General features: G+C 58.4%; 26 protein-coding genes. 11 read left to right on the top strand and 15 right to left on the bottom strand.

Annotated elements, in window-relative coordinates; translation table 11 throughout:
• Positions 1-24: 24 nt before the first annotated feature.
• From CKO42_RS27915 to flgA, 6 genes are all read right to left on the bottom strand, one after another.
• Entirely contained in the window at positions 25-1734 is a 1710-nt protein-coding gene (locus CKO42_RS27915) for a methyl-accepting chemotaxis protein (protein ID WP_274608893.1), read from the bottom strand.
• 49 nt (positions 1735-1783) lie between these two features.
• The gene (locus CKO42_RS08015) at positions 1784-2845 is read right to left on the bottom strand and encodes a protein-glutamate methylesterase/protein-glutamine glutaminase (RefSeq protein WP_200241779.1); all 1062 of its coding nucleotides are present in this window, start codon (positions 2843-2845) and stop codon (positions 1784-1786) included.
• A gap of 83 nt (positions 2846-2928) precedes the next feature.
• Positions 2929-3798 (bottom strand): CheR family methyltransferase, encoded by an 870-nt coding sequence (locus tag CKO42_RS08010; RefSeq protein WP_476737468.1) that lies wholly within the window; start codon positions 3796-3798, stop codon positions 2929-2931.
• Positions 3799-4099: 301 nt separating this feature from the next.
• Complete coding sequence (locus tag CKO42_RS08005) at positions 4100-4549, bottom strand: flagella synthesis protein FlgN (RefSeq protein WP_200241774.1); 450 nt, start codon at positions 4547-4549, stop codon at positions 4100-4102.
• 5 nt (positions 4550-4554) lie between these two features.
• On the bottom strand, positions 4555-4833 hold the full coding sequence (flgM, locus tag CKO42_RS08000) for a flagellar biosynthesis anti-sigma factor FlgM (RefSeq protein ID WP_200241772.1): 279 nt from the start codon (positions 4831-4833) through the stop codon (positions 4555-4557).
• 149 nt (positions 4834-4982) lie between these two features.
• Positions 4983-5633, bottom strand: coding sequence for a flagellar basal body P-ring formation chaperone FlgA (flgA, locus tag CKO42_RS07995; protein ID WP_242479211.1), 651 nt, complete (start codon positions 5631-5633; stop codon positions 4983-4985).
• 218 nt (positions 5634-5851) lie between these two features.
• On the opposite strand from flgA, the gene flgB reads away from it, so the two are divergent.
• From flgB to flgL, 11 genes are all read left to right on the top strand, one after another.
• The gene (flgB, locus tag CKO42_RS07990; RefSeq protein ID WP_200241758.1) at positions 5852-6280 is read left to right on the top strand and encodes a flagellar basal body rod protein FlgB; all 429 of its coding nucleotides are present in this window, start codon (positions 5852-5854) and stop codon (positions 6278-6280) included.
• A gap of 65 nt (positions 6281-6345) precedes the next feature.
• Positions 6346-6753 carry a flagellar basal body rod protein FlgC gene (flgC, locus tag CKO42_RS07985; RefSeq protein ID WP_200241755.1) on the top strand — a complete coding sequence of 136 codons (408 nt, stop codon included), beginning with the start codon at positions 6346-6348 and terminating at the stop codon, positions 6751-6753.
• Positions 6754-6758: 5 nt separating this feature from the next.
• Positions 6759-7448, top strand: coding sequence for a flagellar hook assembly protein FlgD (locus tag CKO42_RS07980; RefSeq protein WP_200241752.1), 690 nt, complete (start codon positions 6759-6761; stop codon positions 7446-7448).
• A gap of 40 nt (positions 7449-7488) precedes the next feature.
• A complete protein-coding gene (gene flgE, locus CKO42_RS07975; RefSeq protein WP_200241749.1) occupies positions 7489-8871 on the top strand; it encodes a flagellar hook protein FlgE in 1383 nt (460 codons plus the stop codon).
• A gap of 110 nt (positions 8872-8981) precedes the next feature.
• The gene (locus CKO42_RS07970; RefSeq protein WP_200241746.1) at positions 8982-9740 is read left to right on the top strand and encodes a flagellar basal body rod protein FlgF; all 759 of its coding nucleotides are present in this window, start codon (positions 8982-8984) and stop codon (positions 9738-9740) included.
• Between the two features lie 143 nt (positions 9741-9883).
• Positions 9884-10663 (top strand): flagellar basal-body rod protein FlgG, encoded by a 780-nt coding sequence (gene flgG / locus CKO42_RS07965; RefSeq protein WP_200241813.1) that lies wholly within the window; start codon positions 9884-9886, stop codon positions 10661-10663.
• Positions 10632-11384 carry a flagellar basal body L-ring protein FlgH gene (locus CKO42_RS07960; protein WP_242479210.1) on the top strand — a complete coding sequence of 251 codons (753 nt, stop codon included), beginning with the start codon at positions 10632-10634 and terminating at the stop codon, positions 11382-11384. Before flgG ends, CKO42_RS07960 begins: the two co-directional genes overlap by 32 nt.
• Positions 11385-11423: 39 nt before the next feature.
• Complete coding sequence (locus CKO42_RS07955) at positions 11424-12542, top strand: flagellar basal body P-ring protein FlgI (RefSeq protein ID WP_200241743.1); 1119 nt, start codon at positions 11424-11426, stop codon at positions 12540-12542.
• Positions 12542-14002, top strand: a complete 1461-nt coding sequence (flgJ, locus tag CKO42_RS07950; RefSeq protein WP_200241740.1) for a flagellar assembly peptidoglycan hydrolase FlgJ — start codon at positions 12542-12544, stop codon at positions 14000-14002. Before CKO42_RS07955 ends, flgJ begins: the two co-directional genes overlap by 1 nt.
• 246 nt (positions 14003-14248) lie before the next feature.
• Positions 14249-16249 carry a flagellar hook-associated protein FlgK gene (flgK, locus tag CKO42_RS07945; RefSeq protein ID WP_200241726.1) on the top strand — a complete coding sequence of 667 codons (2001 nt, stop codon included), beginning with the start codon at positions 14249-14251 and terminating at the stop codon, positions 16247-16249.
• A gap of 19 nt (positions 16250-16268) precedes the next feature.
• The gene (gene flgL, locus CKO42_RS07940; RefSeq protein ID WP_200241724.1) at positions 16269-18101 is read left to right on the top strand and encodes a flagellar hook-associated protein FlgL; all 1833 of its coding nucleotides are present in this window, start codon (positions 16269-16271) and stop codon (positions 18099-18101) included.
• A 90-nt stretch (positions 18102-18191) separates the two neighbouring features.
• Here flgL and fliR read toward each other — a convergent pair whose 3' ends face one another.
• The 9 genes from fliR to fliJ form a co-directional block, all read right to left on the bottom strand.
• Positions 18192-18938, bottom strand: a complete 747-nt coding sequence (gene fliR, locus CKO42_RS07935; RefSeq protein ID WP_242479222.1) for a flagellar biosynthetic protein FliR — start codon at positions 18936-18938, stop codon at positions 18192-18194.
• Between the two features lie 116 nt (positions 18939-19054).
• On the bottom strand, positions 19055-19324 hold the full coding sequence (gene fliQ, locus CKO42_RS07930) for a flagellar biosynthesis protein FliQ (RefSeq protein WP_200241720.1): 270 nt from the start codon (positions 19322-19324) through the stop codon (positions 19055-19057).
• Positions 19325-19390: 66 nt separating this feature from the next.
• Positions 19391-20119 (bottom strand): flagellar type III secretion system pore protein FliP, encoded by a 729-nt coding sequence (gene fliP, locus CKO42_RS07925; protein ID WP_200241717.1) that lies wholly within the window; start codon positions 20117-20119, stop codon positions 19391-19393.
• Positions 20120-20166: 47 nt separating this feature from the next.
• Positions 20167-20586, bottom strand: coding sequence for a flagellar biosynthetic protein FliO (gene fliO / locus CKO42_RS07920; RefSeq protein WP_200241702.1), 420 nt, complete (start codon positions 20584-20586; stop codon positions 20167-20169).
• Positions 20583-21266 (bottom strand): flagellar motor switch protein FliN, encoded by a 684-nt coding sequence (fliN, locus tag CKO42_RS28470; RefSeq protein ID WP_200241699.1) that lies wholly within the window; start codon positions 21264-21266, stop codon positions 20583-20585. Before fliN ends, fliO begins: the two co-directional genes overlap by 4 nt.
• Positions 21259-22332, bottom strand: coding sequence for a flagellar motor switch protein FliM (gene fliM / locus CKO42_RS07910; RefSeq protein WP_200241690.1), 1074 nt, complete (start codon positions 22330-22332; stop codon positions 21259-21261). The genes fliN and fliM overlap by 8 nt, the downstream gene beginning before the upstream one ends.
• A 16-nt stretch (positions 22333-22348) precedes the next feature.
• Entirely contained in the window at positions 22349-22822 is a 474-nt protein-coding gene (gene fliL / locus CKO42_RS07905; RefSeq protein WP_200241688.1) for a flagellar basal body-associated protein FliL, read from the bottom strand.
• 133 nt (positions 22823-22955) lie between these two features.
• A complete protein-coding gene (locus CKO42_RS07900; RefSeq protein ID WP_207148685.1) occupies positions 22956-24539 on the bottom strand; it encodes a flagellar hook-length control protein FliK in 1584 nt (527 codons plus the stop codon).
• A gap of 322 nt (positions 24540-24861) precedes the next feature.
• Entirely contained in the window at positions 24862-25320 is a 459-nt protein-coding gene (gene fliJ, locus CKO42_RS07895) for a flagellar export protein FliJ (RefSeq protein ID WP_200241672.1), read from the bottom strand.
• Positions 25321-25325: the final 5 nt, after the last annotated feature.

The following is a 25325-nucleotide window of genomic DNA, read 5'->3' as shown; positions in this document are numbered from 1 at the left end:
CGCGAATCCTCTAACTATTCGTCTCTAGAAGGCTTCCCACTCGTCTTCAGCGGGCGCTGTTTGACGTGGCTCCGGCTTGCCCGGGGATTCGAGCCGCTCGGAAGGGGGCAGCGCAGCGGGCCTCGCATGAGGCTTCGTGCTCCGTCCTTGTTTTGGGGCAGGCAGCTGCTTAGGGGCGCTCGCCGTCCGGGTCAGGCGGAACTTGGCGATGGCCTGTTCCATGCGGCTCGCCTGCTCTTCCAGGGATGCCGCTGCCGCTGATGCCTCCTGCACCAAGGCTGCATTTTGCTGCGTCACCTCATCCATCTGTCCAACGGCCTGACTGACCTGATCAATCCCCTGACTCTGTTCTTGGGAGGCGGCCGATATCTCATCCATGATATCAGTGACTCGACGCACAGCCCCAACCACCTCTTCCATGGTGGTGCCTGCATTTTCCGCCAAGGATGAGCCCGCCTGGATCTGCGAAACAGCCCCTTCGATCAATTCCTTGATCTCTTTTGCGGCGTCCGCGCTGCGACTGGCGAGGTTGCGCACCTCACCGGCAACCACGGCAAACCCGCGGCCTTGCTCGCCGGCGCGGGCGGCCTCAACCGACGCATTCAGCGCCAGGATGTTGGTTTGGAAGGCGATGGAATCGATGACATTGGTGATCTCGGCAATCTGCTGAGAGCTGTTTGAGATGCCATGCATGGTCTTGACGACCTGCCCAACCACGTCGCCACCGCGTTCGGCTGTGGCAGAGGCCTCGAGGGCGAGACCGCTAGCCTGGCGCGCATTATCCGCATTCTGTTTGACGGTGGCCGTCAGCTCTTCCATGCTCGAGGCCGTTTCCTCGAGGGCCGAGGCCTGCTGCTCGGTGCGTGAAGAGAGATCCGCGTTGCCGGCGGCGATCTCGCTGGCCCCTAAGTGAATGGCTTCACTGCTCTGGCGCACCTCGGCGATGACCCCGGCGAGGTGCGTGACCATGCGCTTCATGGCGACGAGCACGCTGCTGTTGTCATTGGCCTTGGTCTGGATCTCGAGGCTCAGGTCTTGATCGGCGACCCGCTCGGCGATCTCGGCCACCCGATAGGGCTCGGCACCGAGCTGGCGATTGATACCGGCAATAATCAGCCAGGCCAGGAGCACGCCACCAGTCAGGACCACCACGAGTGCGGTGATGATCATGTTCCGGTTGCTCAGATACTGTGCCGAGGCCTGTTCATAGGTCGTCTCAGCAACCTCGATCTGGACCTCCATCAGCGCATGAAAGCCCTCAACGATCGGGTCGATGACCGGATAGAGCTTGTCGCTCACAAAGGCCTCGAGCGCTGCCTGATCCTGTCGCTGCAGGATCTGTTGCAGCTCGCTGAGCGCAGCGTCGGCACTCGCCAATAGGGGCTTGAGCGCGTTGACCAACCGCTCTTCCTGTGGCACCAACAGGGTCCCCAAGTAGGACTGCCAGGCAGATTCGATCTCGACCAGCCCTGTCGAGATCGCGTTTTGCGCCTTGGTCCAGGTCAATGTGCCGTCGCTGACCTTGTGTGACGCGTCGACGATGTTGACAGCATAGTTGTCAACGATGGACTGGAGCTGGCCCAGTGGCAAGACGCGGTCTTGATAAACGGTGTCGAGTCCTTCGACGGCCTCGCTTTGCCCGTAGAGCCCGAGCACGGTCAGTGCAATCAGCGCGGCGGCGAGCAATCCGACGAGGAATGAGAGTTGAGTGGCGATTCTGATGTTCTTAAACATTCTTCTGGTCTTGCCTGTGTCGTGGAATCGAGCCGACTCTGCGAATCATCTAGACCCGCTGCGCCCGACCTGATGCGGCCGCTAGAGCCATCATGCGTGCCGGGATCTCGTCGAGCGCCATGATTTCGCAGGCCCCGCCGAGGGCAATCGCCTCGCGCGGCATGCCAAAGACCACGCAGCTTGCTTCATCCTGGGCAATGGTTGGTGCCCCAGCGTTACGCATTTCGAGCAGACCGGCAGCGCCGTCTTTGCCCATGCCAGTGAGGATCACCCCGATGGCATTGCGACCAGCATACTCGGCCGCGGAGTGAAACAGCACATCGACCGAGGGGCGATGGCGGTTGACGGGCGGTCCGTCGTCGAGCTTGACCACATAATTGGCGCCGCTGCGGGCCAGTTTCAGATGTTGGTCGCCGGGCGCGATGTAGGCATGGCCGGGCAGCACGCGCTCACCTTCTTCAGCCTCCTTCACGGAGACCTGACTGAGCCGATCGAGGCGATCGGCGAACGAGCGGGTAAAGCCGCCTGGCATGTGTTGGGTGATCAGGATGCCCGGGCTGCTCGCGGGCAAGGGCTCGAGCACTTGGCGAATGGCCTCGGTACCACCGGTTGAAGCACCGATGATCAGCAGCTTTTCGCTCGAGATCATCGGCGCCTTGAGTCGGGTTGGGGGCGGATCGCGCCGGTGGGGGGCTCGGCGCGGGCGCGAATGTGCGGCGGCTCGGATCTTCTCGGCGATCTCCTCGGTATAGTCGATCATGCCGCGGCGAATCCCGATCGAAGGCTTGGCGACGAAGTCGAGCGCGCCGAGCTCAAGCGCCCGTAGGGTCACCTCTGAACCGGACTGGGTCAGCGAGGAGACCATCAGCACCGGCATTGGACGCAGCCGCATCAGCCGCTCGAGGAAGTCAAGACCGTCCATGCGCGGCATCTCGACATCGAGGGTCAGAACATCGGGGTTGTACTGCTTGATGAGATCGCGCGCCATGATCGGGTCCGACGCGACTGCAACCACCTGCATGTCCGGCTGGCTGTTGATGATCTCGGTGAGCAAGTCCCGTATCAGCGCCGAGTCGTCGACGCACAGCACCTTAATCTTAGTTGAGCTCAAAGTCGGCTCCTCCGCCTCTCAGTCGGTTGGTGACAGGCCAGCCTTAGCGGGCCTGACGCGCTGTCGCTAACGGTCTCACCGCATCAAGCCACGGTATAGACGGTCTGGCCACGGAGTCGGAAGGCCTGACTGATATAGGTGAAGTTCTCTGAGTGGCCAGCGAACAACAAGCCATCGGGCTTCATCATCGGCGCGAAGCGCTCGAGGATGCGTGCCTGGGTTTTTTTGTCGAAATAGATCATGATGTTACGGCAGAAAATCACGTCAAAAGGGCCTTTTATTGACCATCCGGATGCGAGCAGGTTGAGCTCTTGGAAGTCGACCATTGCGCGCAGCTCGGGGCGCACGCGCGCCATCCCGGCTTGGCCTCCAGTGCCGCGCTGGAAGAAGCGCTTGATCCTTGCCTCGTCCATCTTATGGACCTGCTCGATGGGGTAGATGCCGGCCCTTGCCTTGGCCAGGGCCTCGGTATCGATGTCGGTTGCCGTCACTTTGGCATCCGCTGTGCGAGTGCCGAGGGTCTCGGCCAATGTGATGGCGATGGAGTAGGGCTCCTCGCCTGTCGAGGCGGCTGAGCACCAGATCCGTATCGGACCATGCCGGTCGCGGACATGATCGGCGAGCTGCGGGAAATGGTGGGATTCGCGGAAGAACGCGGTGAGGTTGGTGGTCAGCGCGTTGGTGAAGGCCTCCCATTCCTTGGCGTCGGGTCGACGTTCTAGGCGGGCTAAATATTCACTGAATTGCGTCAGCCCATAGTGCCTTAGGCGTCGGGCAAGGCGGCTGTAGACCATCTCGCGCTTGTGCTCTGCAAGCACAATACCCGCCCGTTTGTGGATCAGTTCGCGGATGCGGTGAAAGTCTGTATCGGTGAGCTCGAGATCTCGATCTACCGTGCCATAGGATGACCAGCCATTAATCGTCGAGGCCGGCCGTTGCGCGAGCTCGTTCACACTCTCTCCCATCCGTACATCCCCCGGCTAATGCGTTCCTGTCCCGGGCGATCATCGTTCTTAGCGGCCCGCCCCGGCCCCGGGGCTCTTCGCGCGGGCAATCCGGACAGCTTATCGCCACCTCGGCTTTCTGCATAGATAAATCAGTGCTGAGGGACGTTCAATGAGTATAGGCAACCAGAGCATTTCCGCTGGTCTGGCGAGCCGAAATCATCGTACTCGCGTATTCTTGATGGGGCTTGCGGGGCAGGCTCGGTTGCAGCAGCAGGCTCGGTGTGGTCAACAAGGTGAGGGCTCGCGACTAGGCCGAGGCATTGATGCGTCCGGGCTGGGCCTCGGTTCGCCCGCGGGTGTCGTAGAGGGTCTTCTCGGCGACGGAGTGAATCAGATTCAGCATCTTCTGATTGTGTTTGAGGCGCATCGTCAGCATGGCGCCGGCGAGCTCGTTCAGCCGAGCGGCGCGCTCGCTGGCGTCTCGAACAGCCTTCCAGTCGCTGAGGCAATTGGCATCACGGGCCGCCTCCTGAGCGCCCGCGTCGCCGTCTGCATAGCCAAGCGCTGACTGGTTCAGCCGGCGCTGTTTCTCGGCCCGCTCGATCTGCTCGAGCAGCGTTTGTTTGTCAGCCGCGATCTGCTGCAGTAGCTCACCATCGATGTTGCCAACCGCGAGCGCCTGGCGCTCTTGCTCCAGCAGCGTCACCAAGGCGCCTAGAGCGTCGTATTGCATACCGAGCAGGTGGGCAAGCGTCATCGCAGTTACACCTCGAGCAGGTCGCGAATGCTCGCGATCAGGCCATCAGCGATCCGGTCAGCGCGGACCTCTAAGCGGCCATCTCGAATCGCGTCACGAATGGCTTCGACATTGGCAACGTTGATATCTTGATCGGTTGCCGCCGCCTCGCGATGCAGATGGGTCTGAACCGCAGGGTCGGTGGTCTTGCTGGCGTCGCCCCGCGCTGGCCCCTGAACCTTTGCGGATTGCTCCTGCGCGGGCTGGCTGGCGCGAAACAGCGGATGATGGGAGTCAATTTTCAAGGGTCTGGCCTCATTCCCGGTGCTTACTTCGATTATCGGCCCAGGGCGCGCTAACTTTAGCCGGATTGTCAACGGCGCCTGCCGGTGGCCTGCACTCGCGATGGTTGCATGGTGATGCTGCGTGGCGAGCCCCCGCCTGAGAGCGCAGCTCAGAAATCGACCACCAGCTTCGCCTCCCCAACCACCCGCGCGTTGATCAGGTCGCGATGACCGAACTGCACGCGAACCGAGTCTCCCAAGGCGCCGGTGTCCAGCGCTTTGCCTTCACGGCTGACGCGGAAATTGGCGCCGCGGGCCTCCACTGAGACCTGCTGACCCCGCCTCACCAGTGGTTTCGCTTCGAACTGGCGCTGTTGCAAGGGAACGCCCGCCGCTAGCGCACGACGCGCTACCTGGCCGATGATCGATGCTGGCTCGAGCACCGCCTCGCGCGGCAGCTCGCTCAGGTTTCCCTCGCGCTGCGTCAGCATCGCTGCGGTGACTTGAGTGCCCGGTGCGATCTCCCGCGTGAGCACCGGATACTGTCCGTAGCGGTTGATATCCGCCTGTAGGTAGCGCACCTGCTGGCCCTGCTCACCGCAACGCACACCAACTGAGACGCGCCCCTCGGCTTGCCGCGAGCGGTTCGGCAAGAACGGCTGCGGGGCAGAGCAGGGCGGCATTTTTGCCGCTGGTAGGTGCACCTCAATAACCACCTGGTCATCGTCAGCAAACTGCTGGTGCAGAAAGTCTTGCACCACATCGATCAGCGTCTCCTCTGCCCGAACCTGGCCTGCCGTCGCAAGGATCGATAACGCCATGAGCGCAAGTGCGAGCCGGCTCCTCGCGGTCAGGGCGCGTTGCCGCCTCGATCGCTGAAACGCAGATTTCACAGTAACAGCCTCACAGGGACAGGAAAACGCGAATGTCGTCACAAAATGCTCGCCTATTCATACCTTACATGTCGCAATTGCTCGGGTATGCTCTAAACTGCTTAAGGTGGCTGGCGCTCGCCAGAGAACACAAACAGAGGACGCGGATGATCGATCAACTTGCGGCAGCGTTCAATTTTGGCCAACAGGCCGTTGCGCTGCGCCAAGAGCGGCACGAAGTGCTCGCCAGCAACATTGCCAACGCCGACACGCCAAACTATTTGGCGCGCGACTTCGATTTTGCCAGCCAGCTGAAGCAGGCGGTAGAGCGCGGCCGGTCGGCAGAGCAGGAGGGGCTCAACCTAGCGCGGACATCCGCCCGCCACATCGAAGGTCAAGGTCCTCCGCTGAGCGGGTCCTCGCAGAGCGATGACCTCCTCTACCGGATGCCTGCGCAGCCCAGCCTTGACGGTAACACGGTCGAGATGGATCAAGAGCGCATGCAGTTCATCGACAACGCGGTCCGATACGAAACCGGATTGACCCTCGTCAATCGAAGAGTTCAGGGCCTCAAGGGCGCGATGCAGCCCGAGTAGCCGACTGACAGAGCGAACCGAACGAACGCCTGACTGAACGAACGAATGCCAGAGAGCATGTCTTAATGAGTACATTTTCCGTTTTCGACATCGCGGGTTCGGCCTTGCAGGCGCAGTCGCAGCGCATGAACGTGACCGCGAGCAACCTCGCGAACGCTGACAGCATTGCTGGGCCCGACAACCAACCGTACCGCGCCAAGCAGGTCATCTTCGAGAGCCTTGCGCAAAACGCGCGCGGAATCGGTGGTGTTCGCGTGCGCGAGGTCATTGATGACCCATCCCCGATGCGGTTGGAATATCAGCCAGCCAATCCGCTTGCTGACGAGCGAGGGTACGTGACCATGCCCAACGTCGAGCCCGTCCACGAGATGGTCAACATGATCTCTGCCTCGCGGTCTTACCAGGCGAATGTCGAGGTCGTGAATACCAGTAAACAGCTAATGATGAAGACACTGACCATTGGAGAGGGTTAACGATCATGATCACCGGTGTTGATAACGCCCGAGCAGCGAACGCTGGCAGCAGTATGCCGCTGAGCAAGAGTCAGTCTGACGAGTTGCGCGAGAGCTTCTTGTTGCTGCTGACAACCCAATTACAAAATCAAGATCCGATGAATCCGCTCGAGAATTCAGAGATGACCTCGCAGATCGCACAGATCAACATGGTCAGCGGTATCGAGCAGTTGAACCAAACCCTATTGGCCATCACTGGCCAGATCGATACCAATCGCGCCCTGCAAGCCAGCGCCCTGATCGGCAAAGGTGTATTGGTGCCGGGCAATAAAGTGATGCTTGAGCAAGGAGAGGAAGGCGATCTCTTTACAACGCCATTTGGCATCGAGCTCGCAAGGCCGGCTGAAAATGTGGCAGTGACCATCAGAGGCGCTGACGGCGCCGTGATCAGCCAGTTCAACACCGGACCGGTTGATGCGGGAGTGAGTTCATTCCAATGGGACGGACTTACTAACGAGGGCGACCCTGCCGCCTCTGGCGCCTACACGTTCAGCCTTGAAGCGATCGACGCTGATGATGAAGCCGTGGCGAGTGAGGCACTGAATTATGCGTCTGTGGTTGGCGTCACGCCGCAAGACGCTAACGGCCAGGTCAGTCTGGATCTCGGTGCTGTCTATGGTCAGGTCGGCCTCGACGCTGTCCGCCAAATTCTCTAGTTATCACGCAACGCATCGTATTTAGAATGGAGAACACCCGATGAGCTTCTCACAAGCACTCAGTGGCCTCAGGGGTCAGGCAGAAAACATTAAGGTCATCAGCAATAATATAGCTAACTCACAGACAGTGGGTTTCAAGGGTGGCCGAGCGTCCTTCGCCGACATCTTCGCCGGAGCAAGTCCTATCGGCTTGGGCGTGAGGGTGGCCGGAATCTCTCAAGACTTCAGATCGGGCGATCTCGAGAATACTGGTCGTGAGCTCGATCTGGCCATCGCTGGTCAGGGATTCTTTCGTATGGAAAAGGGAAACGGCGAGGTTGTCTATTCTCGTAATGGCGAATTTAATCAAGATCAGGATGGTTTTCTGGTTAATAGTACTGGCCAGTTTCTGACCGGCTTTACTATGAATGAAGATGATGAAGATTATCCGTTCGCGGATGTCATCGCTGGCGGTGCTCCAGAACGACTTCGAATTCCACCTAATGATATCCCGGCCAATGCTACGGAAGAAGTAAGCGCCATCTATAATTTGGATGCTGGTATTGATGCGACAGATCCTAATGTAGTGCAGGTGGCAACGATTTTCAATGATTTCGATCCGACTGTTGTAGGTAGAGAGCAGGAGATTGGTTACCATTTCTCAAGTAGCTACACGGCCTATGACTCGTTGGGAAATCCAAGGACGATTACGACCTATTTTCGTAAGGATCCTACCGCTGACAATCTATGGCAAGCTTATGTTGCATTCGATGGAGTCATTACGGGTTTTACTGAATCCACCACTAATCCTACTGATCCTGTCACTTTTCCTATTGCGGGTGACAATGCTTTTACTCTAACGTTTGGTAGCGATGGTCAACTCTTGAAGGATGCCGATAATAATATCATCGGAATTAACGAAGGGACTGGTGATGAAAGTGATCGTACGGAGATCGAGATCACTGAACCACTTGCCCTTGGGGGTGCAGCACCATTCACAGGTGACACGGCCATCGATTTCGTTCTTGCAGGTACTACGCAATTTAATAACAACTCCGTTCAGAACTCGCTAGATCAAGATGGCTATACATCAGGTACTCTAACCGGCCTGGAAGTGACAGACGACGGCCGCGTCATTCGCATCTTTACCAACGAAGAGCGCCGAGACGCAGGTCAGATCGTACTGACCAACTTCATCAACCCAGAGGGCCTGATGCCCGATGGCGACAACGCTTGGCGCCAGACGAATGCCTCAGGAGAGCCGGTTCTTGGCGTCGCCGGCACTGGTGTCTTTGGCACTGTCGAGAGCCAGACGTTGGAAAATTCCAACGTCGACCTGGCACAGCAGCTCGTTGATATGATCGTAGCGCAGCGTGCCTATCAGGCGAATTCGTCGTCGATCGGCACTCAGGACGAGATGCTGCAGACTGTGATCAATCTCTAGCTGATCATCTTTTCTCGAAGGGCGGCAGCATCGTGCCTTGGCGCGATGCTCGCTTATTCGGCATCGCTTGGTAGCTCACTACAGGCGATCAAAATTCTCTAGAAGTTCCTATGGATCGCATCCTCTACACCGCCATGAGCGGCGCGCAGCAGGGCCTGCAACAGCAGGCGGTGGTCACCAACAATCTGGCCAACGCCACCACCACTGGCTTTCGCGCGCAACTCTTTGCGGCGCGTGCCGTGCCAGTCCAGGGTGAGGCTGCGACGGCGACCCGGGTCTCGACGGTCGCATCAACGCCAGGGACCGATTTCTCCCCTGGGCCGATCACTACCACCGGTCAACCGCTCGACGTCGCGATCGACAGAGGGGGCTGGATCGCGGTCCAAGCCGAGGACGGCACCGAGGCCTATACGCGTCGCGGTGAGCTCCAAGTCAATAGCAACGGCGTGCTCGAGATCGCAGGTCGACCGGTGATCGGTGAGGGTGGTCCCATCATCGTCCCTCTAGAGTCTCGACTCTCTATGGGTGACGACGGCACCCTCAGCGCGATCGGAGCCGGACAAGGCCCGGATGCGATTGCTGATATCGGCCGCATCAAGCTGGTCGATCCTGGTCAACAGCCATTGCTGCGCGGAGACGATGGTCTGTTTCGCCCGCCGGAAAACGAAGAGGGTCTGGTGATTCCGCTGCCCAGGGATGATGCGGTGACAGTGGTCAGCGGGAGTCTCGAGGGTAGCAATGTCAGCCCGGTCGAGGCCATGGTGTCGATGATCAGCGCCGCGCGCTACTTCGAGATGCAGATGTCGGTGATCACAACGGCCGACGAGAACGATCAGCGCGCCAATAGCATCCTTTCCCTGCAAGGCTGACGCAGGATAGCCACACTAGAAATTGATATTCGACCCAGTGTCGGCGCGGCAACCACTGAGGACAGTTGGCGTGCGGCCCATCGATTAGAACTGTTACCAACCAACGCATCGACATCGCTTTCGAGGAGACCGCCGCCATGGCTATGATCCGCTCGCTATCGACCTCCAAGACTGGGCTCGAAGGCCAGCAAACCAATCTCGATGTCATCGCGAATAACCTCGCGAATGTCAGCACCGCAGGGTTCAAGCGCTCGCGCGCGGTGTTTGCTGACCTGCTTTACCAAAACCTGCGTCAGCCCGGGGCGCTGAATAATGTGCAAGACCGCCTACCCTCAGGGCTGCAGGTCGGTTCTGGTGTGCGCCCCATCGCGGTTGCACGACAGATGACGCAAGGTAGCCTCGAGGCTGCAAACTCGAATGATTTGGCGATTCAGGGTGAGGGTTTTTTCCAAGTGCTGATGCCCGATGGCACCATTGCTTATACCCGCGATGGGACCTTTGAGTTCAACGAGAATGGTCAGATGGTGACGTCGAATGGTTTCCCATTAGAGCCAGCGATCATCAAGCCAGAAAATACGCTGAATGTCACGGTTGCCGCAGACGGGATCGTGACAGCCACGCTGCCCGGTGATCCACTAGGCCAGGAGATTGGTCAGATCACACTGGTCACTTTCATCAATCCTACCGGCCTGCAGAGCATGGGTGACAACCTCTACCAGGAGACGGCTGCCTCGGGACCACCAAATGAGAATCTCCCCGGTTTCAATGGCGCGGGCACTTTAGCTCAAGGTTATATCGAGACCTCCAACGTCAATGTGGTGGAGGAGATGGTGAATATGATCACCACTCAGCGCGCCTATGAGATCAATAGCCGGGCCGTGCAGACCAGCGATGAAATGCTCGCGCGTCTTACGCAGCTTTAACAAGGCCTACAGCGGCACTCATGCTTGTAACGGCGACCGTGCCATGAGGTGGTTAGGGCGGCTTTTGCTCATGTCTGCGTTGCTCATGCTGTTCGGCTGTGCGCAACTGCCACGCCGATCCGTGGTTGGTGACCAGGTTCCGGTTCAGATTCCCGATCCGCCCGTGCGTGTTGCCGACGGCTCTATCTATCAGCGTCGTCGCGGCATACGGCCGTTGTTCGAGGACAGCCGGCCGCGGATGATCGGCGATATCCTGACGATTGTACTGAATGAGGAAGTCAGCGCCACGAAGAACTCGAGGTCGAGTGCCTCGCGAGGCGGGTCGGCCAATCTCGATATGATCGCGCTGCCGAGCACGCTCGATGGCATCAGTGAACTCAGGGAAGCTGGCTTCGATATTGAAGGTGGCAACGATTTCGCTGGCAGTGGAGACTCAAGGGCAAGTAATAGCTTTACCGGCACCATCACCGTGACCGTGGTGGATGTGATGCCGAACGGGAATCTGCGGGTGCACGGCGAGAAGCAGATTGCGATCAATCAGGGCATTGAGTACATTCGCTTTTCAGGCGTGATCGACCCGTTTAGGATTACGTCGGAGAACACAGTATCATCGACGTCGGTTGCCGATGCTCGTATCGAGTATGTGGGCGATGGCTACATCAACGAGGCACAGACGATGGGCTGGCTGCAGCGCTTCTTCCTCAACATCTCGCCGTTCTAAGCCATGAATAACGCATCCTCACTATCCTCGACATCGGCGATGATCAGATGCTCGAGTCGAGTCTACTGGCTTGTCGCCGCATTCATCTTCAGCATCATGATCGTGCTGCCGGCGTCAGCGGAGCGCATCCGCGAGTTGGCGGATTTTGCTGGCGTTCGCGATAACCCACTGATTGGCTTTGGTTTGGTGGTGGGTCTAGATGGCACCGGGGATCAGACCATGCAGGCGCCGTTTACCGGACAGAGTCTGAGCAACATGCTGAAGCAGCTGGGTATCACCATTCCGCCGGGTACCAATATGCAGCTGCGCAACGTGGCGGCCGTCATGGTGACGGCAGACCTGCCGCCGTTTTCGCGCCCTGGCCAACAGCTCGACGTCAATGTCTCATCGGTCGGTAATGCGCGTAGTTTGCGCGGTGGCACGCTGCTCATGACGCCGCTCAAGGGGGCCGATGGCGAGATCTATGCGATCGCGCAGGGTAATCTTCTCATCCCGGGTGCGGGCGCCGAGGCGGGCGGTACCTCGGTCCAGATCAACCAACTTGCGGGAGGCCGCATTCCCAACGGCGCAATCGTTGAAGAGGGCGTGCCGGTTGACCTCAACGCCAGGGGCGGAATGCTAGAGCTGATTCTAAAAGAGGCGGACTTCGGCACGGCTAAACGGGTCGTCGACGCAATCAACGAAGAGTTCGGCTGTATCATGGCCAAGGGCGTCAATGGCCGGGTGGTTGAGCTGAACGGCCCACCCAGCGATGATCAACGGGTGAATTTCATCGCTCGGGTCGAAAGCATTGAGGTGACGCCCACTGAGGCACCGGCTCGCGTCGTCTTCAACGCGCGCACCGGCTCAGTGGTGATGAATAGCGCCGTCACGCTGCGGCGTGCGGCGGTTGCGCATGGCAATCTCTCGGTCATCATCGAGACGCAGTTCCAAGTCAGTCAGCCGCCGCCGTTTAGCGGTGGTGAGACCGTCGTCGTGCCAGAAACCCAGATCAGTATCGAAGAGCAAGACAGTTATCTGCGTTTCGTCGGCGGGGCAGACCTCACCGAGGTGGTGAGCGCGCTGAATGCCTTAGGTGCCAGTCCGCAAGACCTGATGGCCATCCTCGAGGCGCTCAAGGCCTCCGGCTCTTTGCGAGCTGAGCTGCAGATCATCTGATGGAGATCGACAGCGCCGCGAGTCAATTCGCACTCGACGTGCAAGGGCTGCAACGCCTGAAGCAGGGCGCGCGCGAGCAGAAGCCGGAGGCGTTACGCGCGGCGGCACAACAATTCGAGGCGCTCTTCCTACATTCACTGATCAAGGGCATGCGCGCCACCGTTCAGACCAGTGACCTGACCAACAGCAAGCAGACCGAGTTCTATCAGTCTCTACTCGACCATCAATGGGCGCAGACCATGGCCGAGCGCGGTATCGGACTGGCTGATCAGTTGGTCGAACAGCTCGAATCCGGTCAGCGACGTCCGTCTGCGGTGACGACCCCGCAAGCTGCGGCGGCAGCAACTGCAGCACTTGATCAAAACGACCTGCTCGCCCACATCCCGCGCGGTGAGCCGCGGATGCTCAAGACCCCGCCAGATCAGCGGCAGTCTGCTGAGGCCGGGAAGGCGCCATCCAGCCCCAATCCCGTTGGCACGGCCGCCGCCAGCCCTGATCAGGAGCGTCCGATCGCCGATACGCCACCCTCTGTGCTAGCGGCTCAGGCTCCGATAACTGGCGGACGCTATGCGCTGTTTGAGCCTGCGGCAACGGCGACGCTGACAGCAAGGGGCGATCGGGCTGCGCGGGCGAGTGATGACAGCGCAGGCCCTGATGCGGCCAGCGCTGAAGCCAAGGGGGGCTTTCTGGCCGCTTGGGGTGGGCATTCAACGGCGCCTCTGATCGAGCGGACGGGCGCTCAGCCATCGTCTGGCTTGCTCGAGCCCGAGGGTAATGCAGGTCGCAAACCGGCTAGTCATCAAGCCGATCTGAGTGCTGATCATCAGACCGCCCAGGTTACTGGCGACTCAGCCGATTACTGGGCGGCTTCACCTGGTGGCTTGCTCGATGCGTTGAGTGGCTCGCTCGATCCTCGACCGGCGAATCTGGGCGCGATGACCACCGCCGATGTGCGTGATCAGCCGGCGCATGTGCAGGCCTTCTTGCAGCCGCTGGTGGCGCCTGCGCAAGCCGCGAGCCGCAAGACCGGCGTGCCTGCTGAGCTGATCCTGGCGCAAGCCGCGTTGGAGACCGGTTGGGGCCGACACCAGATTCGGACCGACGATGGGCGCAACAGCCATAACCTGTTTGGCATCAAGGCGGGCCGCCATTGGCAGGGGGCGACCGCCGCCGTCACGACCCACGAGTATTACAACGGTCAACGTACCCGGATCAAGGACCAGTTTCGCGTCTACGATTCCTACGAGGCGGCCTTTACCGACTATGGCCGCCTGATCAGCCGCAGCCCACGCTACGCGGCGGTCGGCACGGCGCCCACTGCGGAACAGGCTGCGCGCGCCTTGCAGGCAGGGGGTTACGCAACGGACCCAGCCTATGCCGATAAGCTGATCAAGATCATGGGGCATTTTGATGCTGTCGCCGCCGAGGCCAAGCGCTCGCCGTTGATCCAGGGGTTTTAGGCCCTTAAAAAGCAGTTACTTGGGCACGCAAAAAGGTAGCCTTGAAGGCCGGGGCCAGGCGTGTGGTCGTGTTCATGCTAACGGCTCAGCTCATCCCTAGCACTAAGGGGTAGATGTGGTCTTCTGACCCTCGAGCTTGAGCGCTCACCCGGTCAGCAGGGCGCCTCAAGCTTCGCGCACATTTGCCGATAAAGTGTTAACGGGTTAAGAGGCCGGTCTTCAATCAACGCGGTCGGGAAGAACAGCATGTCGATCTATTCCATTGGTGTCAGTGGCCTCAACGCGGCTCAGAACGCCCTCAGGACCACCAGCAACAACATCAGCAACGTCTATACCCCCGGCTTCAATCGGGAGATCGCCCAGCTCGCCAACAACGGGGTCTCCGGTGGTGTGCGGGTGACCGACATTGAGCGTCAGTTCAATCAATTCGTCGCCAACCAGCTCAACGACTCCCTTGGCAACACCCGGAGCCTCGAGGCTTACCAGAAAGAGGTCAGCCAGATCAACAATCTGCTGGCCGACCGCGAGGCCGGACTCTCGCCGCTGATGCAGAACTTCTTCTCCAGCATCCAAGACCTTGCCGCGGGGCCTGCTGACCCCGCGACGCGCCAAGGCATGCTCGGCACCGCGGACATCATGACCTCCCAGTTCCGTGCCTTCGACGGCTACTTGAAGGACATGCAGGATGGTGTCAACGGCCAGATCCGCGACGAAGTCATCCAAATCAACAATCTCACCGAGCAGCTTGGTGGACTGAACCGTGAGATTTCCATGGCACGCGCGAGCCGAGGCGAGGAGCCCAACGGACTGCTCGATCAGCGCGATTATGTGATCCAGCAGATCAACGAGCGCATGGACGTGCGGCTCAACATCCAGGATGGTAAGACCTATAACATCAGCCTGCCCAATGGGCAGCAACTGGTCACAGGCACCAGCGTCTTCAAACTCCACGCCGTCGACTCACCAACCGATCCGCAACGCACTGTGGTTGCCTATCAAGATGGTCGCCGCGCCAACGCCAGTCTCATCCCGCTCGAAGAGTCGCTGATTACCGGCGGTACCCTCGGCGGGCTGATGACCTTCCGCAGCGAGACGCTGGATAAAACACAGAACCAGATCGGCCAACTAGCAGCCTCGATGGTGATCGGCTTCAACGATCAGCACCGCCTGGGACGAGATCTCAATGGCGATCAAGGTGGTAACTTCTTCGACATCGGCCAGCCCATCACCTACGCCAATGATCGCAACAGCGGTACAGCGGAGATTATCGGTGCCCGTTTTGACGAGCCTAATCTAGCCCAGTTGCGGGCGACGGATTATGAGGTTCGGGTGAACAGCGCTGTGGTTCCCAGTGGGGCATCAGACTTTACTGTGATCCGCAAAGATACTGGAGAGGCGTTAGATACGAGCGCGCTGACCTACGATGATAACGGTGGAGCCGGAACGGATGCGACTCTGAGCTTCGGGGGCGTTATCTTGACCTTCGATGATATCGCGAATCTGCGAGAAAATGATCGCTTTGAGGTGCAACCTGTCCGCCGCGCTGCGGGTGGTATGGAAACCGTCATCAGCGACTTGGATAAGGTCGCAGCTGGTCTGTTTGTGACTAGTAGTGGCGATATGGCAAGTGAAGTGTTGACGGCCTCTAGTGGTGCTTTCTCTAATGCTGCAGCTTACGATTTGTTATTGAACAATACTGGGAACCTTGAATTCGCTGGCACGAATGTTCCTGCCAACGTTCAGGTTAATGGTGAGACACGCGCGGTTAGTGTTGGCGGTGTTGTTCAAGCCAGTGATACTGTCGGTACTGATGCCGCGCTGAGCGCGGGAGACGTAATTATTGTGGACGGTGTCAGCTTCAGGATCGATGGCCTGCCAGGGTCGGGTGATGCCGATACCACCTTAATACTCGAGGAGGCGGCCTCCGGCCCAGGTGATAACCGCAATGCGTTGGCACTGCAGAACCTGCAATCTGAACAACTTGTGGGCGGTCGCTCGACACTCACACAAGCTTATGCCGGGATGGTCTCCGACGTCGGCAACCGTGCCAATATCGTGCAGGTCAACCTAGACGCAAGCCTAGGCATCACCGAGCAATTGGAGGCATTGCAGCAGTCTGAGTCGGGCGTCAACCTCGACGAAGAAGCCGCTAATCTGATCCGCTTCCAGCAATTTTATGCCGCGAATGCCCGAGTGATCGATACCGCTTCGACGCTGTTCGACACCATCCTCGGCCTGCGCAACTGATCTTAAGGGTATATTCGCCATGATGCGCATCAGCACGGTTACCATGTACCAGCAGAGCCTGTCGTCGATGAATCGGCAACAGAGCGAGTTCCTCAAGGTCGGACAACAGATTGCGAGTGGACGCCGAGTGATGACACCGGCTGATGATCCGCAAGATGCCTCGCGTGCGGTCCGGGTGTCGCAGGCCCAAACAGCGACGCAGCAAAACACCGACTCGCGCGTCAGCGCCAGAAATTCGTTGTCTCAAAACGAAAGCGTTTTGAGCAGTTCCAGTGATCTGGTCATCAGAGCCAAGACACTGCTGGTTCAAGCGGCTAGCGAAACGCTGAACGATTCTGATCGTGAGTCGATTGCGACTGAGCTTCGTGGGCTCTATGAGACCCTCATCGGACTTGGCAACTCGACGGATGGCAACAATCAGTATCTGTTTGGCGGCTATCAGGACGAAGCCCCGCCGTTCGTCCGCAATACAGATGGTCCAGGCATCGCTCGCATCGATTATGCCGGCGATGAACAGGTTCGTGAGCAGCGTGTCGATGCCGAGCGGCTGATGGCAGTCAGCAATAATGGCAAGACACTGTTCCAGAGCGTCGCAGCGGGCACGAGCTATGTTGCTCGCGCGGAGAAAGTAGGCCCAGACTCGGCATCGATCTCTCTCGGCGCCCAATCTCTTTATGTGAGCAACGAGGGTACGGTCACCTTCTCCGGTCCAAACCGTGTGGATGCCAGTGACTCCGATTTTGGCGAAGCATTCACGCTGAAGTTCGGACAGCGCGTCGTCGATGCGAGTGTATTGCTTTCCACTGGCAATACGATAGAAGTCTCAGAAGGGGCCTTGACGGGCTTCTCGGACGGCAACTACGCGGATTCTAGCGCCTTGATAAGTGCTCTAGAGTCGACAAATGAGATTGTTAGTGTAGTTGATAGAAGCGATAGTGGTACTGGCGGCGATGGCTCCGAGCTTGTCGTGACTTTTGCTGATGGTGTACCGAAGGATTTCACCTTCGCACTCACGGATACGAGTGCGACTCCTAATGTGACAGCGGCTTTCACGAATGCGATTCAGATCACAGCTCTAAAAATCGAAGGTTTTGACGCCAGTAGTTTGCTTGATGATGGGGACGTTGATCTGTCTTTAGGCGCACTCTCGCCAGCTTTTAGCTCTGGTACTTTTAAGACTCCCGAAGAGCTTATGTCAGCACTGGAAGCAACTGATGATATTCTTAGTGTCTACGACAAAAGTGCGAACGGCGATGGTTCTGATTTAGTCATCAACTTTGCCGAGGACCTGCCGAGTGATTTTACGTTTCAGCTTCAAAGCGATAATCACAGTACGACTTTTACGAACGACACCCCAAAACTCCTCGGCCCACAGGACTATGAGTCCGGTCAGGTGTTGAACTTCGGTGGAATCAGTGTCGGCCTGCAAGGAGATCCCGAAATTGGCGATGAAATTCAACTCCGCCCAGCTGACGATGAAGCGGCGAATCAGGATCTCTTCAAAACCTTGAAGGATGCGATTGATGTCTTGGAGATGGATCGGGAGGGTTCGCCCAAAAACCGCGCGCACATCACCAATACTATCAATTCCATGATGCGCGAACTGGATAACAGCCTGGACAATATCCTCACTCAGCGCGCATCGGTCGGCGCCCGTCTGAACGAGCTGGATCTGGTCGATACGGTAAGCGGCAACCGCATGTTGAACTATGATCAGACCATGTCTGATCTCGTTGACCTCGACTATGGCGCTGCTGTCACCGAATACAGCCTACGGCAGGTCGGGTTGCAAGCTGCACAGCGCGCCTTTGTTGATATCCAGGGCATGTCATTGTTCGATTTCATGCGCTGATCGCCCGTTGCGCTGATCGGTTTCTGCGTCACATGATTTGCTGCCATCATATCGCTGCTCGCGCTGCTAAAACCTGCTGATCGCTAGCGTTTAAAGTGGCGCGAGCATATCTAACAGCCGCTGTTGCATGCTCAGCGCATGGGTGAAAATCCGCTCGAGAAACCCACCATAGTGCCCCATCATCACCATCAAAAGCACCAGCCCGAAGATCAGCGAGGTTGGGAATCCAATTGAGAAGACGGTTAGCTGAGGTGATGCGCGATTGAGAATGCCAAGTCCGATGCTGACGATCACTAAGGGCGCAACCACAGGCAGCGCGAGCAGCATGCCGCTGGTGAAGACGACGCCGCTGTAACGCGCAAGGAGTTCGAAGGCATCCGGGTTAAATCCACCTAGGCCAATGGGCAGGGTCTGGAAGCTGGTGGCGAGGATCTCGAGCACGATTAAATGGCCATTGAGGGCCAGGAACATAATCAGCGCAATGGTGAACAGGATGCGCGACAGCACGGCAATATTGGTGCCGCTGCCTGGGTCAAAAAAGTTGGCGAAAGCCAGACCCATCTTGAGCCCAATAAAGGCGCCCGCGGCCTGCACAATGCTGAAGGTGAACTGCATGACCATGCCGATTGATACGCCGATGATGATCTGCTCGACGATGATGCCCAAGCCACCCCAAGACATGATGGGAACAGGCGGCAGCGGCGGTAGCGCGGGTGAAATGACGATGGCGATCAGCGCCGCGAGACCGACCTTGGCCTCGTTAGGCACGCTGGAATGACCCCACAGCGGCGATGCGGCAAAGAACGCGGTGATCCGCGTAAAGGGCCAGAGAAACATCGCCAGCCAGGTCTGGAGTTGGTCAAAGGTGACCTCGATCACGGCGAATGGATCTTCACGCTAAAGTCATGATCAGGTTACGATCAAGTCACGATCAGGGCATGATCAGTTCGTGATCAAGTCACGATCAATGGGATTTCAGTAAAGAGTTTACGCGTGAAGGTGGTGATCAGTTGCAGCAACCAAGGGCCAGCTAGGATCAACACAAAAAAGATCACCAGCACCTTGGGGATGAAAGTCAGGGTCATCTCGTTGATCTGTGTCGCGGCCTGGAACAGGCTGATGAGCAAACCTGTGACGAGCGCGGAGAGTAGCACTGGCCCCGCGAGGAATAGCGCGATTCGCATCCCTTGAGAGGCCAGGTTCATTACTTCCTCGGGTGTCATGTGTGGAACTCCAGGTTACCGTGAAATGAGCGCTTCATCGGCCGGGATGGCTCCGCGCTAGCGACGTTAGACGTAAAAACTTTCCGCCAACGAGCCGATGATCAGTTGCCAACCGTCGACGAGGACGAACAGCATCAGCTTGAACGGGAGCGAAATCGTGATGGGTGGCACCATCATCATGCCCAACGCCATCAGTGTACTCGCGACCACCAGATCGATGATCAAAAATGGAATGAAGATCGTAAAACCGATCTGAAAGGCAGTCTTCAGCTCACTGGTGACGAAGGCGGGCACTAGGATGCGTAACGGGACGTCTTCCGGGCCTTGCATCGGGCCGATAGCCGCCAAGCGTGCGAAGAGTGCCAGATCGGGCTCTCTTGTCTGTGCCAGCATGAATTCGCGAACGGGCCCCTGAGCCTGATCGAGAAACTCGTCGAAACTGATCTCATCATCGCGCAGCGGGACCCAGGCGTCTTCATAGACTCGATCGAAGACCGGCGCCATGATGAAGAAGGTCAGGAACAGCGCCAAACCCAGTAACACCTGATTCGACGGTGTGGCCTGGGTTCCCATGGCGGTGCGCAACAGGCTCAGGACGATGATGATCCGGGTGAAGCTGGTCATCATCAACAGCATCGCCGGCAAGAATGCCAGCGAGCTGAGCAGCAACAGTGTCTGCAGTGACAGTGACCAGCGCTGACCGCCGTCTTCCAATGGCTGGCTCGTGAGCCCTGGCAACTGCTGAGCTGAGGCCGGCTCGGCAAGCAGCAGCCAACCTGCTGCCAGCATGAGCATGATGGCTAACGCGAGAACCCTCTTCGCGGCACTGGTTGGCACGACGCTCATCGCATCCCGACATTGTGTTTCAGCGCCTTCGCGAAGCGTGCCGCAAACGAGTCGCCCTCATCGAACGCAGGCCCATCATCGGCCAGCGCCCGGTCGGTTTCGTTTGGTGGCGGGGCAGGGAGCTTGTGCAAGCGCGTGATTTGACCACCGCCAACCCCGAGAACAAGCCAGGCTGAGGCAACCTCAACGACGACGACCCGCTCCTTGGGACCAACAGCCGCGCTGCCAACGACCTTGATGGCCGCCGCTGGATGGAAATATCCAAGCCGCATGCGTCGCACAACGACAGCCCCAAGCAGAATGATGACCACGATCACGATGAGCGCGAGCGTGAGCTTGCCAAGCGTGGCAAGCCCGATCAAGGTGTCCCCGCCGGCGATGACAGACGCTGTGTCGCTCGCGGCAGCCTGGTTCATCGATTGAGTTTTTGAACGCGTTCAGACGGCGTCACGATCTCCGTTATACGGATGCCGTACTTGTCCTCAACGACAACCACCTCGCCTTGGGCGATCAGATAGCCGTTGATCAAGATGTCCATCGGCTCGCCGGCCAGGCCGTCAAGCTCGACCACCGATCCCTGCGCCATCTCTAGGAGCTCTTTGATCGTCACCTTGGTCCGACCCAATTCCACCGAGAGGCGGACTGGGATATCCAGGATCATCGCAAGATCGCGGGTTTCGCTGACCTGGCTCGACTGTTCTAAAGGCCGGAACACGCGCTCGCCGGCGGCTTCCACCTCCGGTTGCTTGTCAGCTGCCGGGGGCGCTTGAGACGTGCGAGCATCTGGCTGGGTGGCCGCGTTCGCTGTCGGCTGGTCAGTCTCGGTGCTCGTGGCTTCGGTTTGTTCGGCCATGGCGGCCGCCCAAAGATCCTCATCGTCATCCGATTCTTCAGCCTGAGCGTTGTCTGACTCCGTGTTGGTGGCCTCATGAGCCTCCTGTTCAGCCATCGCTTCAGCCCAGAGATCGATCTCTTCTTCGGCTCCTTCTTCGGCCCCTTCCGCTCCAGCCTCTGTTGCTTTGTCCGAAGCAACCGAATCAGCGGCCGTGTCCTCGTTCGGTTCGGCGTTTTCTTCGGCCTTGTCTTGCTCAGTCATGGTTTAATTCGTTGCGGCTGGGGGTTGCCCGGCTTGGGCGACGCTTGAGAAAGGCGTCCTCAGCTTCGAGCGGTTCTTGCTGTGTGTTGTGGTCGATCATCCGAACGACCCGTAGTGCGCGTCGCTCGTTCTGGCTGCCGTACGCACACTCGAGTACCGGTATCCCATCGACGCTGGTCAGTACCGTTTCTGGAAGCTCTATGGGCAGGATATCGCCGACCTTCAGCGACAATACCTGGCTGAGTCGAGCCGGAATCGCGGTCAGATCGGCGACCAGCTCGATCTGCGACTCGCGAAGCTCCCCGGCCATGCGTCGGCTCCATATGTTATCTGGATCCTGCGCACCGTCCTTGAGCGGATTGCTCAAGATATCGCGCAGCGGCTCGATCATCGCAAATGGAATACAGATCTGGAAACTGGTCGCGAGGTTGCCGATGTCGATGTTAAATGAGGTGTTGACCACGATCTCATTCGGGGAATTCGTGATGTTGGCAAACTTCGACTGCATCTCACTGCGCACATAGCTGATCTCGAGGGGGTAAATCGACCTCCAAGACTCGCTGTACGCATCGATAGCAAGCTGCAACATGCGTTGAATGATGCGCTGTTCAGTATTGGTGAACTCGCGCCCTTCTGATCGAGTGAGAAAGCGTCCGTCTCCGCCAAACAGATTATCAACAACCATGAACACGAGATTCGGCGGGAACACGATAAGCGCCGAGCCTTTGAGCGGCTTCATGGAGATGATATTAATATTCGTCGGTACCGGGACATTGCGTGCGAAGTTGCTATAGCTCTGATAACGAACGACATCGACTGTGATATCTGAGCTGCGGCGAATGAAATTGAAGATTGCCATTCGGAAGTAGCGCGCGAAACGTTCGTTGATGATATCAAGTGCATGGAGACGTTCGCGTATGACTCGGTGCTGAGTCGTGGGATCGTAGGGTTTTGCGCGCGATGCTGCACTGCTGGGTGGCGTGCTGCTGGTGCTGTCATCATCCCCACTGACGCCCTTCAGCAGGGCATCGATCTCTTCTTGTGAGAGTAGGTCGTCTTGGGCCATAAAGCGATATTGCGACCTATTGTACGATGAACTCGGTAAACAAGACTTCTTCGATTGCGAGTTCGGGCTGCAATTCAGCGAGAGGTGGGTCTTGAAGGGAGGTGATCAGCCGGTTAGCGAGTTGTGTTTTACCTTCGATACTCGTTAGCTCGTCCACCTGCTCCGAAGAGAGCTGCATCAACAAGCGGCTTCGGACTTGGGGCATATGATCTTCAAAGATATCGCGTGTTTCTTCAGTACTAACCTTGAACGACATGCCAACATAGAGCAAATGGCTGACGCCACGCGAACTTTTTATATTGATTGTGAACGGTTCGATCTTGACAAAGATTGGCGCACTCCGGTCGGTAACGACGTTTTTCTCAGCAGGTGAGTCATCCTCCGACTGCCAAGTCAGATACACGGATATGCCTGCGGCAATGATCGACAACACCACCAGGATGATCAGAACCCACAATAATTTACGTGAGCCGCCTTTTGATTCTGCCACTCTGTCCTATACCTCTATAGTCGCCGCTCCCAAGCGTTTAGGAGCAAAGCGATGGACACAAAAAATTAGACGCGGCAAGAGCGCCCAGTTCAACGAATCGCGAATAGCTACCTTTCAGGTCCCGTGAGGTTGCTCAGGCGTAGATATCCACTCGACCATCAAGGCTAGTGTCGATTCTTGTCGGCGAGCCTGTAAGCTCAGCCTCCCCCGCGCCTTGAAGTGCTCCGCTCGCAAGTGATTGTTGCTGCGTTCCGTCTCCCGCAAAGCCTTGCTCAGCCTCTTGGCGCTGCTCACCCACAGAGGTTTCGCCAAGAGTGATTCCCTGCTCAGCCAGTGCCTCGCGAAGTTGAGGAATCGCTTGCTCGACGGCGCTCCGTACCAGCGCATTTGCTGCGAGAAACTGGATTTGTGTTCCTTGTTCTCCGACCTTCAAAGAGACCGTCAACGGGCCAAGGTCAGGGGGATTGAGGCGAAGCTCTGCGTGCTGGTCACCACCGCGCTGACTCAGTACCAATAGCTGTTGGCCCAATTGTTGAGGCCATGCTGCACTATACAGCGGTGCGCTCATGCCTGGTGCTGCGGATGCGGTGCCAACTTGATTTCCAGCAATGGCGCCATAGGATGCAAGCCCGCTGCCCGCAATGCCCAAGCCTGAGAGACTATCGGCGCCAGCCGTACCGCCGGGCTGTTGTGGGATAAATCCTTGCCGATCCATGAGGTTAAGCCCGAGAAGCTCGCGCAGAGAAGGGGCTAAAGGTTCTCTCGCAGCTTGTGCTGTTGTGCTGATCTCGACGACGGCGCGCAGCGCTTCGGCTGAGGCGCTCGCTCGCTCCCAACTCGTTTGCGAAGCCATTCCTAGGCGTTCATCGACCCGGAGCCGGGTGCGCATCGAGTTGGGCTCTGAAAGTGCTGCTCGCGCCGCCTGCTCAGCTCCAGGCTGCGCTGCCGCTAAAACAGCTCCGTTTGCCAGCACAGTCTCGCGCGTCTGCGCAGCGATCGGGCCAGCCAGGGTGGCGACTTCTCTGATCAGTTGCAACCGTTCTGGCGATAACAGACGCTGTGTCCAGTCGCTGAGGGCTGCCGTGCGCGCCTCGGGCGTGAGGCGTCCACTCAAGTCGGTGAGCAGCGCCTCGCGTTGAGCAGCGGGCAACTGCGCCGTCAGCTGTGCGAGCAGTTGCTCACTCGCCTTGGGAGAGAGTTGTGCAGTCAGCTGCGCTAAGAATGATTCGCGTTGTGCGGTGGGCAGGTCTTGGATCAACGCGTCGAGCATGGCCCCGCGCTCAGCGGCGGGTAGCTGTGTCGTGAGCTGTGCAACTAGCTGCGCTTGCTCTTCGGATGACAGCTGCTCGCTGAGTCGGGCGAATAGCTGCTCGCTCGCCTCTGGTGGGAGTTGTTCGGTGAACTCAGCAATCAGCTGCGCGCTTTGCTCGGGCAAGAGGTGCTCGGTCAGTTGAGTGAACAGCTCCTCCATTTGAGCAACGAGCTCCTCGCGCGCGCCGGCGGGCAGCTGCTGCATCAGCTCGCCAATCTCGGACGCGAGCGTTTCGCCTTCAGCCGCTTGCTGCAAAACCTCAGTTATCGACGCTGTTAGCTGTGCCAGCTCAGTGTCCGCGCCCTCTGTGTCCGCGCCTTGCCTCCAAGCGTCTCGCCATAATGCGGCGAAGCCCTTGGCCGCGTCTTCTGCCGCGACGGTACTGCCGAATGGTTGGTCGCCCATCAAGCTAGAAAAAGCGCTCAGGCCCTCGCCTTTGCTCCCCGCAGCGGCCTCTGTCAGGGCCGCATCTGGTCGCAGCCCCGCCAGCGCCATGTGTTGCGCGAATATTCCAGGCAGCCCAGAGCCTGGCGTCGGTTTTGTCGTCGACGCCTGGTTGGTAGCTGTGGCAAGAAGCTGCTGAATATCCATTAGGGCATTCCCCGTGAGCACTCTGAATTCCGTCACGCAATGCGCGACAATGCGTGACGCTGAGCCTTCCGCCCTAACGTGAATCTCGCTCGATTCATCTGCCAGGGTGGTGACGCGCCATGCGTCTTAGCTTGGCTCAGGCATCTTGCTGTTGTAACCGACGCCGCACCTCGCGGTTTGTGACGAGCTCGTCATTTAGGCGCTGCTCTCGGCGATTTTCCGCAATCTGCTCTTGCATGGCACGTCGAGCGGTCAATGTATTATATGAGGATAGCCGACACTGCTCATTCTGCCATTGTTTTTGTGTCTTCAACACTCGCTGCTGCTGCGCCGCCAAGGCTTGTTTGGCGCGTGTTAGGGCGTCGTCTAGCGCGCTCAGAAATTGCTGATAATTCTGCATTGTAGCGGGGTCGATCCCTTCGCACATCGCCTTCTGCAGGCGCTGCGCATACTCTGCGCGATAGGTGCCGAGTGACTCTAACTGCTGCGCGACCATACGCTCATTGTTTCGCTCGCTAGCCAAGGCCTGCCCGGCCCGATCGCGTGCCTCGCGGGCGAGTTCCGTTAACATATCAAGTGGCGATTGCTCTGCCATCAATC

The organism is Lamprobacter modestohalophilus (assembly GCF_016583905.1).
Lineage (GTDB): Bacteria > Pseudomonadota > Gammaproteobacteria > Chromatiales > Chromatiaceae > Lamprobacter > Lamprobacter modestohalophilus.
This window is presented reverse-complemented; position numbering and strand designations above follow the sequence as displayed.

Coding starts and splice junctions, on each gene's coding strand:
- CKO42_RS27915 (WP_274608893.1), bottom strand. CDS start 1,734: ATGTTTAAGAACATCAGAATCGCCACTCAACTCTCATTCCTCGTCGGA.
- CKO42_RS08005 (WP_200241774.1), bottom strand. CDS start 4,549: ATGACGCTTGCCCACCTGCTCGGTATGCAATACGACGCTCTAGGCGCC.
- flgA (WP_242479211.1), bottom strand. CDS start 5,633: ATGGCGTTATCGATCCTTGCGACGGCAGGCCAGGTTCGGGCAGAGGAG.
- flgB (WP_200241758.1), top strand. CDS start 5,852: ATGATCGATCAACTTGCGGCAGCGTTCAATTTTGGCCAACAGGCCGTT.
- flgC (WP_200241755.1), top strand. CDS start 6,346: ATGAGTACATTTTCCGTTTTCGACATCGCGGGTTCGGCCTTGCAGGCG.
- CKO42_RS07980 (WP_200241752.1), top strand. CDS start 6,759: ATGATCACCGGTGTTGATAACGCCCGAGCAGCGAACGCTGGCAGCAGT.
- flgE (WP_200241749.1), top strand. CDS start 7,489: ATGAGCTTCTCACAAGCACTCAGTGGCCTCAGGGGTCAGGCAGAAAAC.
- CKO42_RS07970 (WP_200241746.1), top strand. CDS start 8,982: ATGGATCGCATCCTCTACACCGCCATGAGCGGCGCGCAGCAGGGCCTG.
- flgG (WP_200241813.1), top strand. CDS start 9,884: ATGATCCGCTCGCTATCGACCTCCAAGACTGGGCTCGAAGGCCAGCAA.
- CKO42_RS07960 (WP_242479210.1), top strand. CDS start 10,632: ATGAAATGCTCGCGCGTCTTACGCAGCTTTAACAAGGCCTACAGCGGC.
- CKO42_RS07955 (WP_200241743.1), top strand. CDS start 11,424: ATGATCAGATGCTCGAGTCGAGTCTACTGGCTTGTCGCCGCATTCATC.
- flgJ (WP_200241740.1), top strand. CDS start 12,542: ATGGAGATCGACAGCGCCGCGAGTCAATTCGCACTCGACGTGCAAGGG.
- flgK (WP_200241726.1), top strand. CDS start 14,249: ATGTCGATCTATTCCATTGGTGTCAGTGGCCTCAACGCGGCTCAGAAC.
- flgL (WP_200241724.1), top strand. CDS start 16,269: ATGATGCGCATCAGCACGGTTACCATGTACCAGCAGAGCCTGTCGTCG.
- fliR (WP_242479222.1), bottom strand. CDS start 18,938: ATGTTTCTCTGGCCCTTTACGCGGATCACCGCGTTCTTTGCCGCATCG.
- fliQ (WP_200241720.1), bottom strand. CDS start 19,324: ATGACACCCGAGGAAGTAATGAACCTGGCCTCTCAAGGGATGCGAATC.
- fliP (WP_200241717.1), bottom strand. CDS start 20,119: ATGCTCATGCTGGCAGCAGGTTGGCTGCTGCTTGCCGAGCCGGCCTCA.
- fliO (WP_200241702.1), bottom strand. CDS start 20,586: ATGAACCAGGCTGCCGCGAGCGACACAGCGTCTGTCATCGCCGGCGGG.
- fliN (WP_200241699.1), bottom strand. CDS start 21,266: ATGACTGAGCAAGACAAGGCCGAAGAAAACGCCGAACCGAACGAGGAC.
- fliM (WP_200241690.1), bottom strand. CDS start 22,332: ATGGCCCAAGACGACCTACTCTCACAAGAAGAGATCGATGCCCTGCTG.
- CKO42_RS07900 (WP_207148685.1), bottom strand. CDS start 24,539: ATGGGCGACCAACCATTCGGCAGTACCGTCGCGGCAGAAGACGCGGCC.
- fliJ (WP_200241672.1), bottom strand. CDS start 25,320: ATGGCAGAGCAATCGCCACTTGATATGTTAACGGAACTCGCCCGCGAG.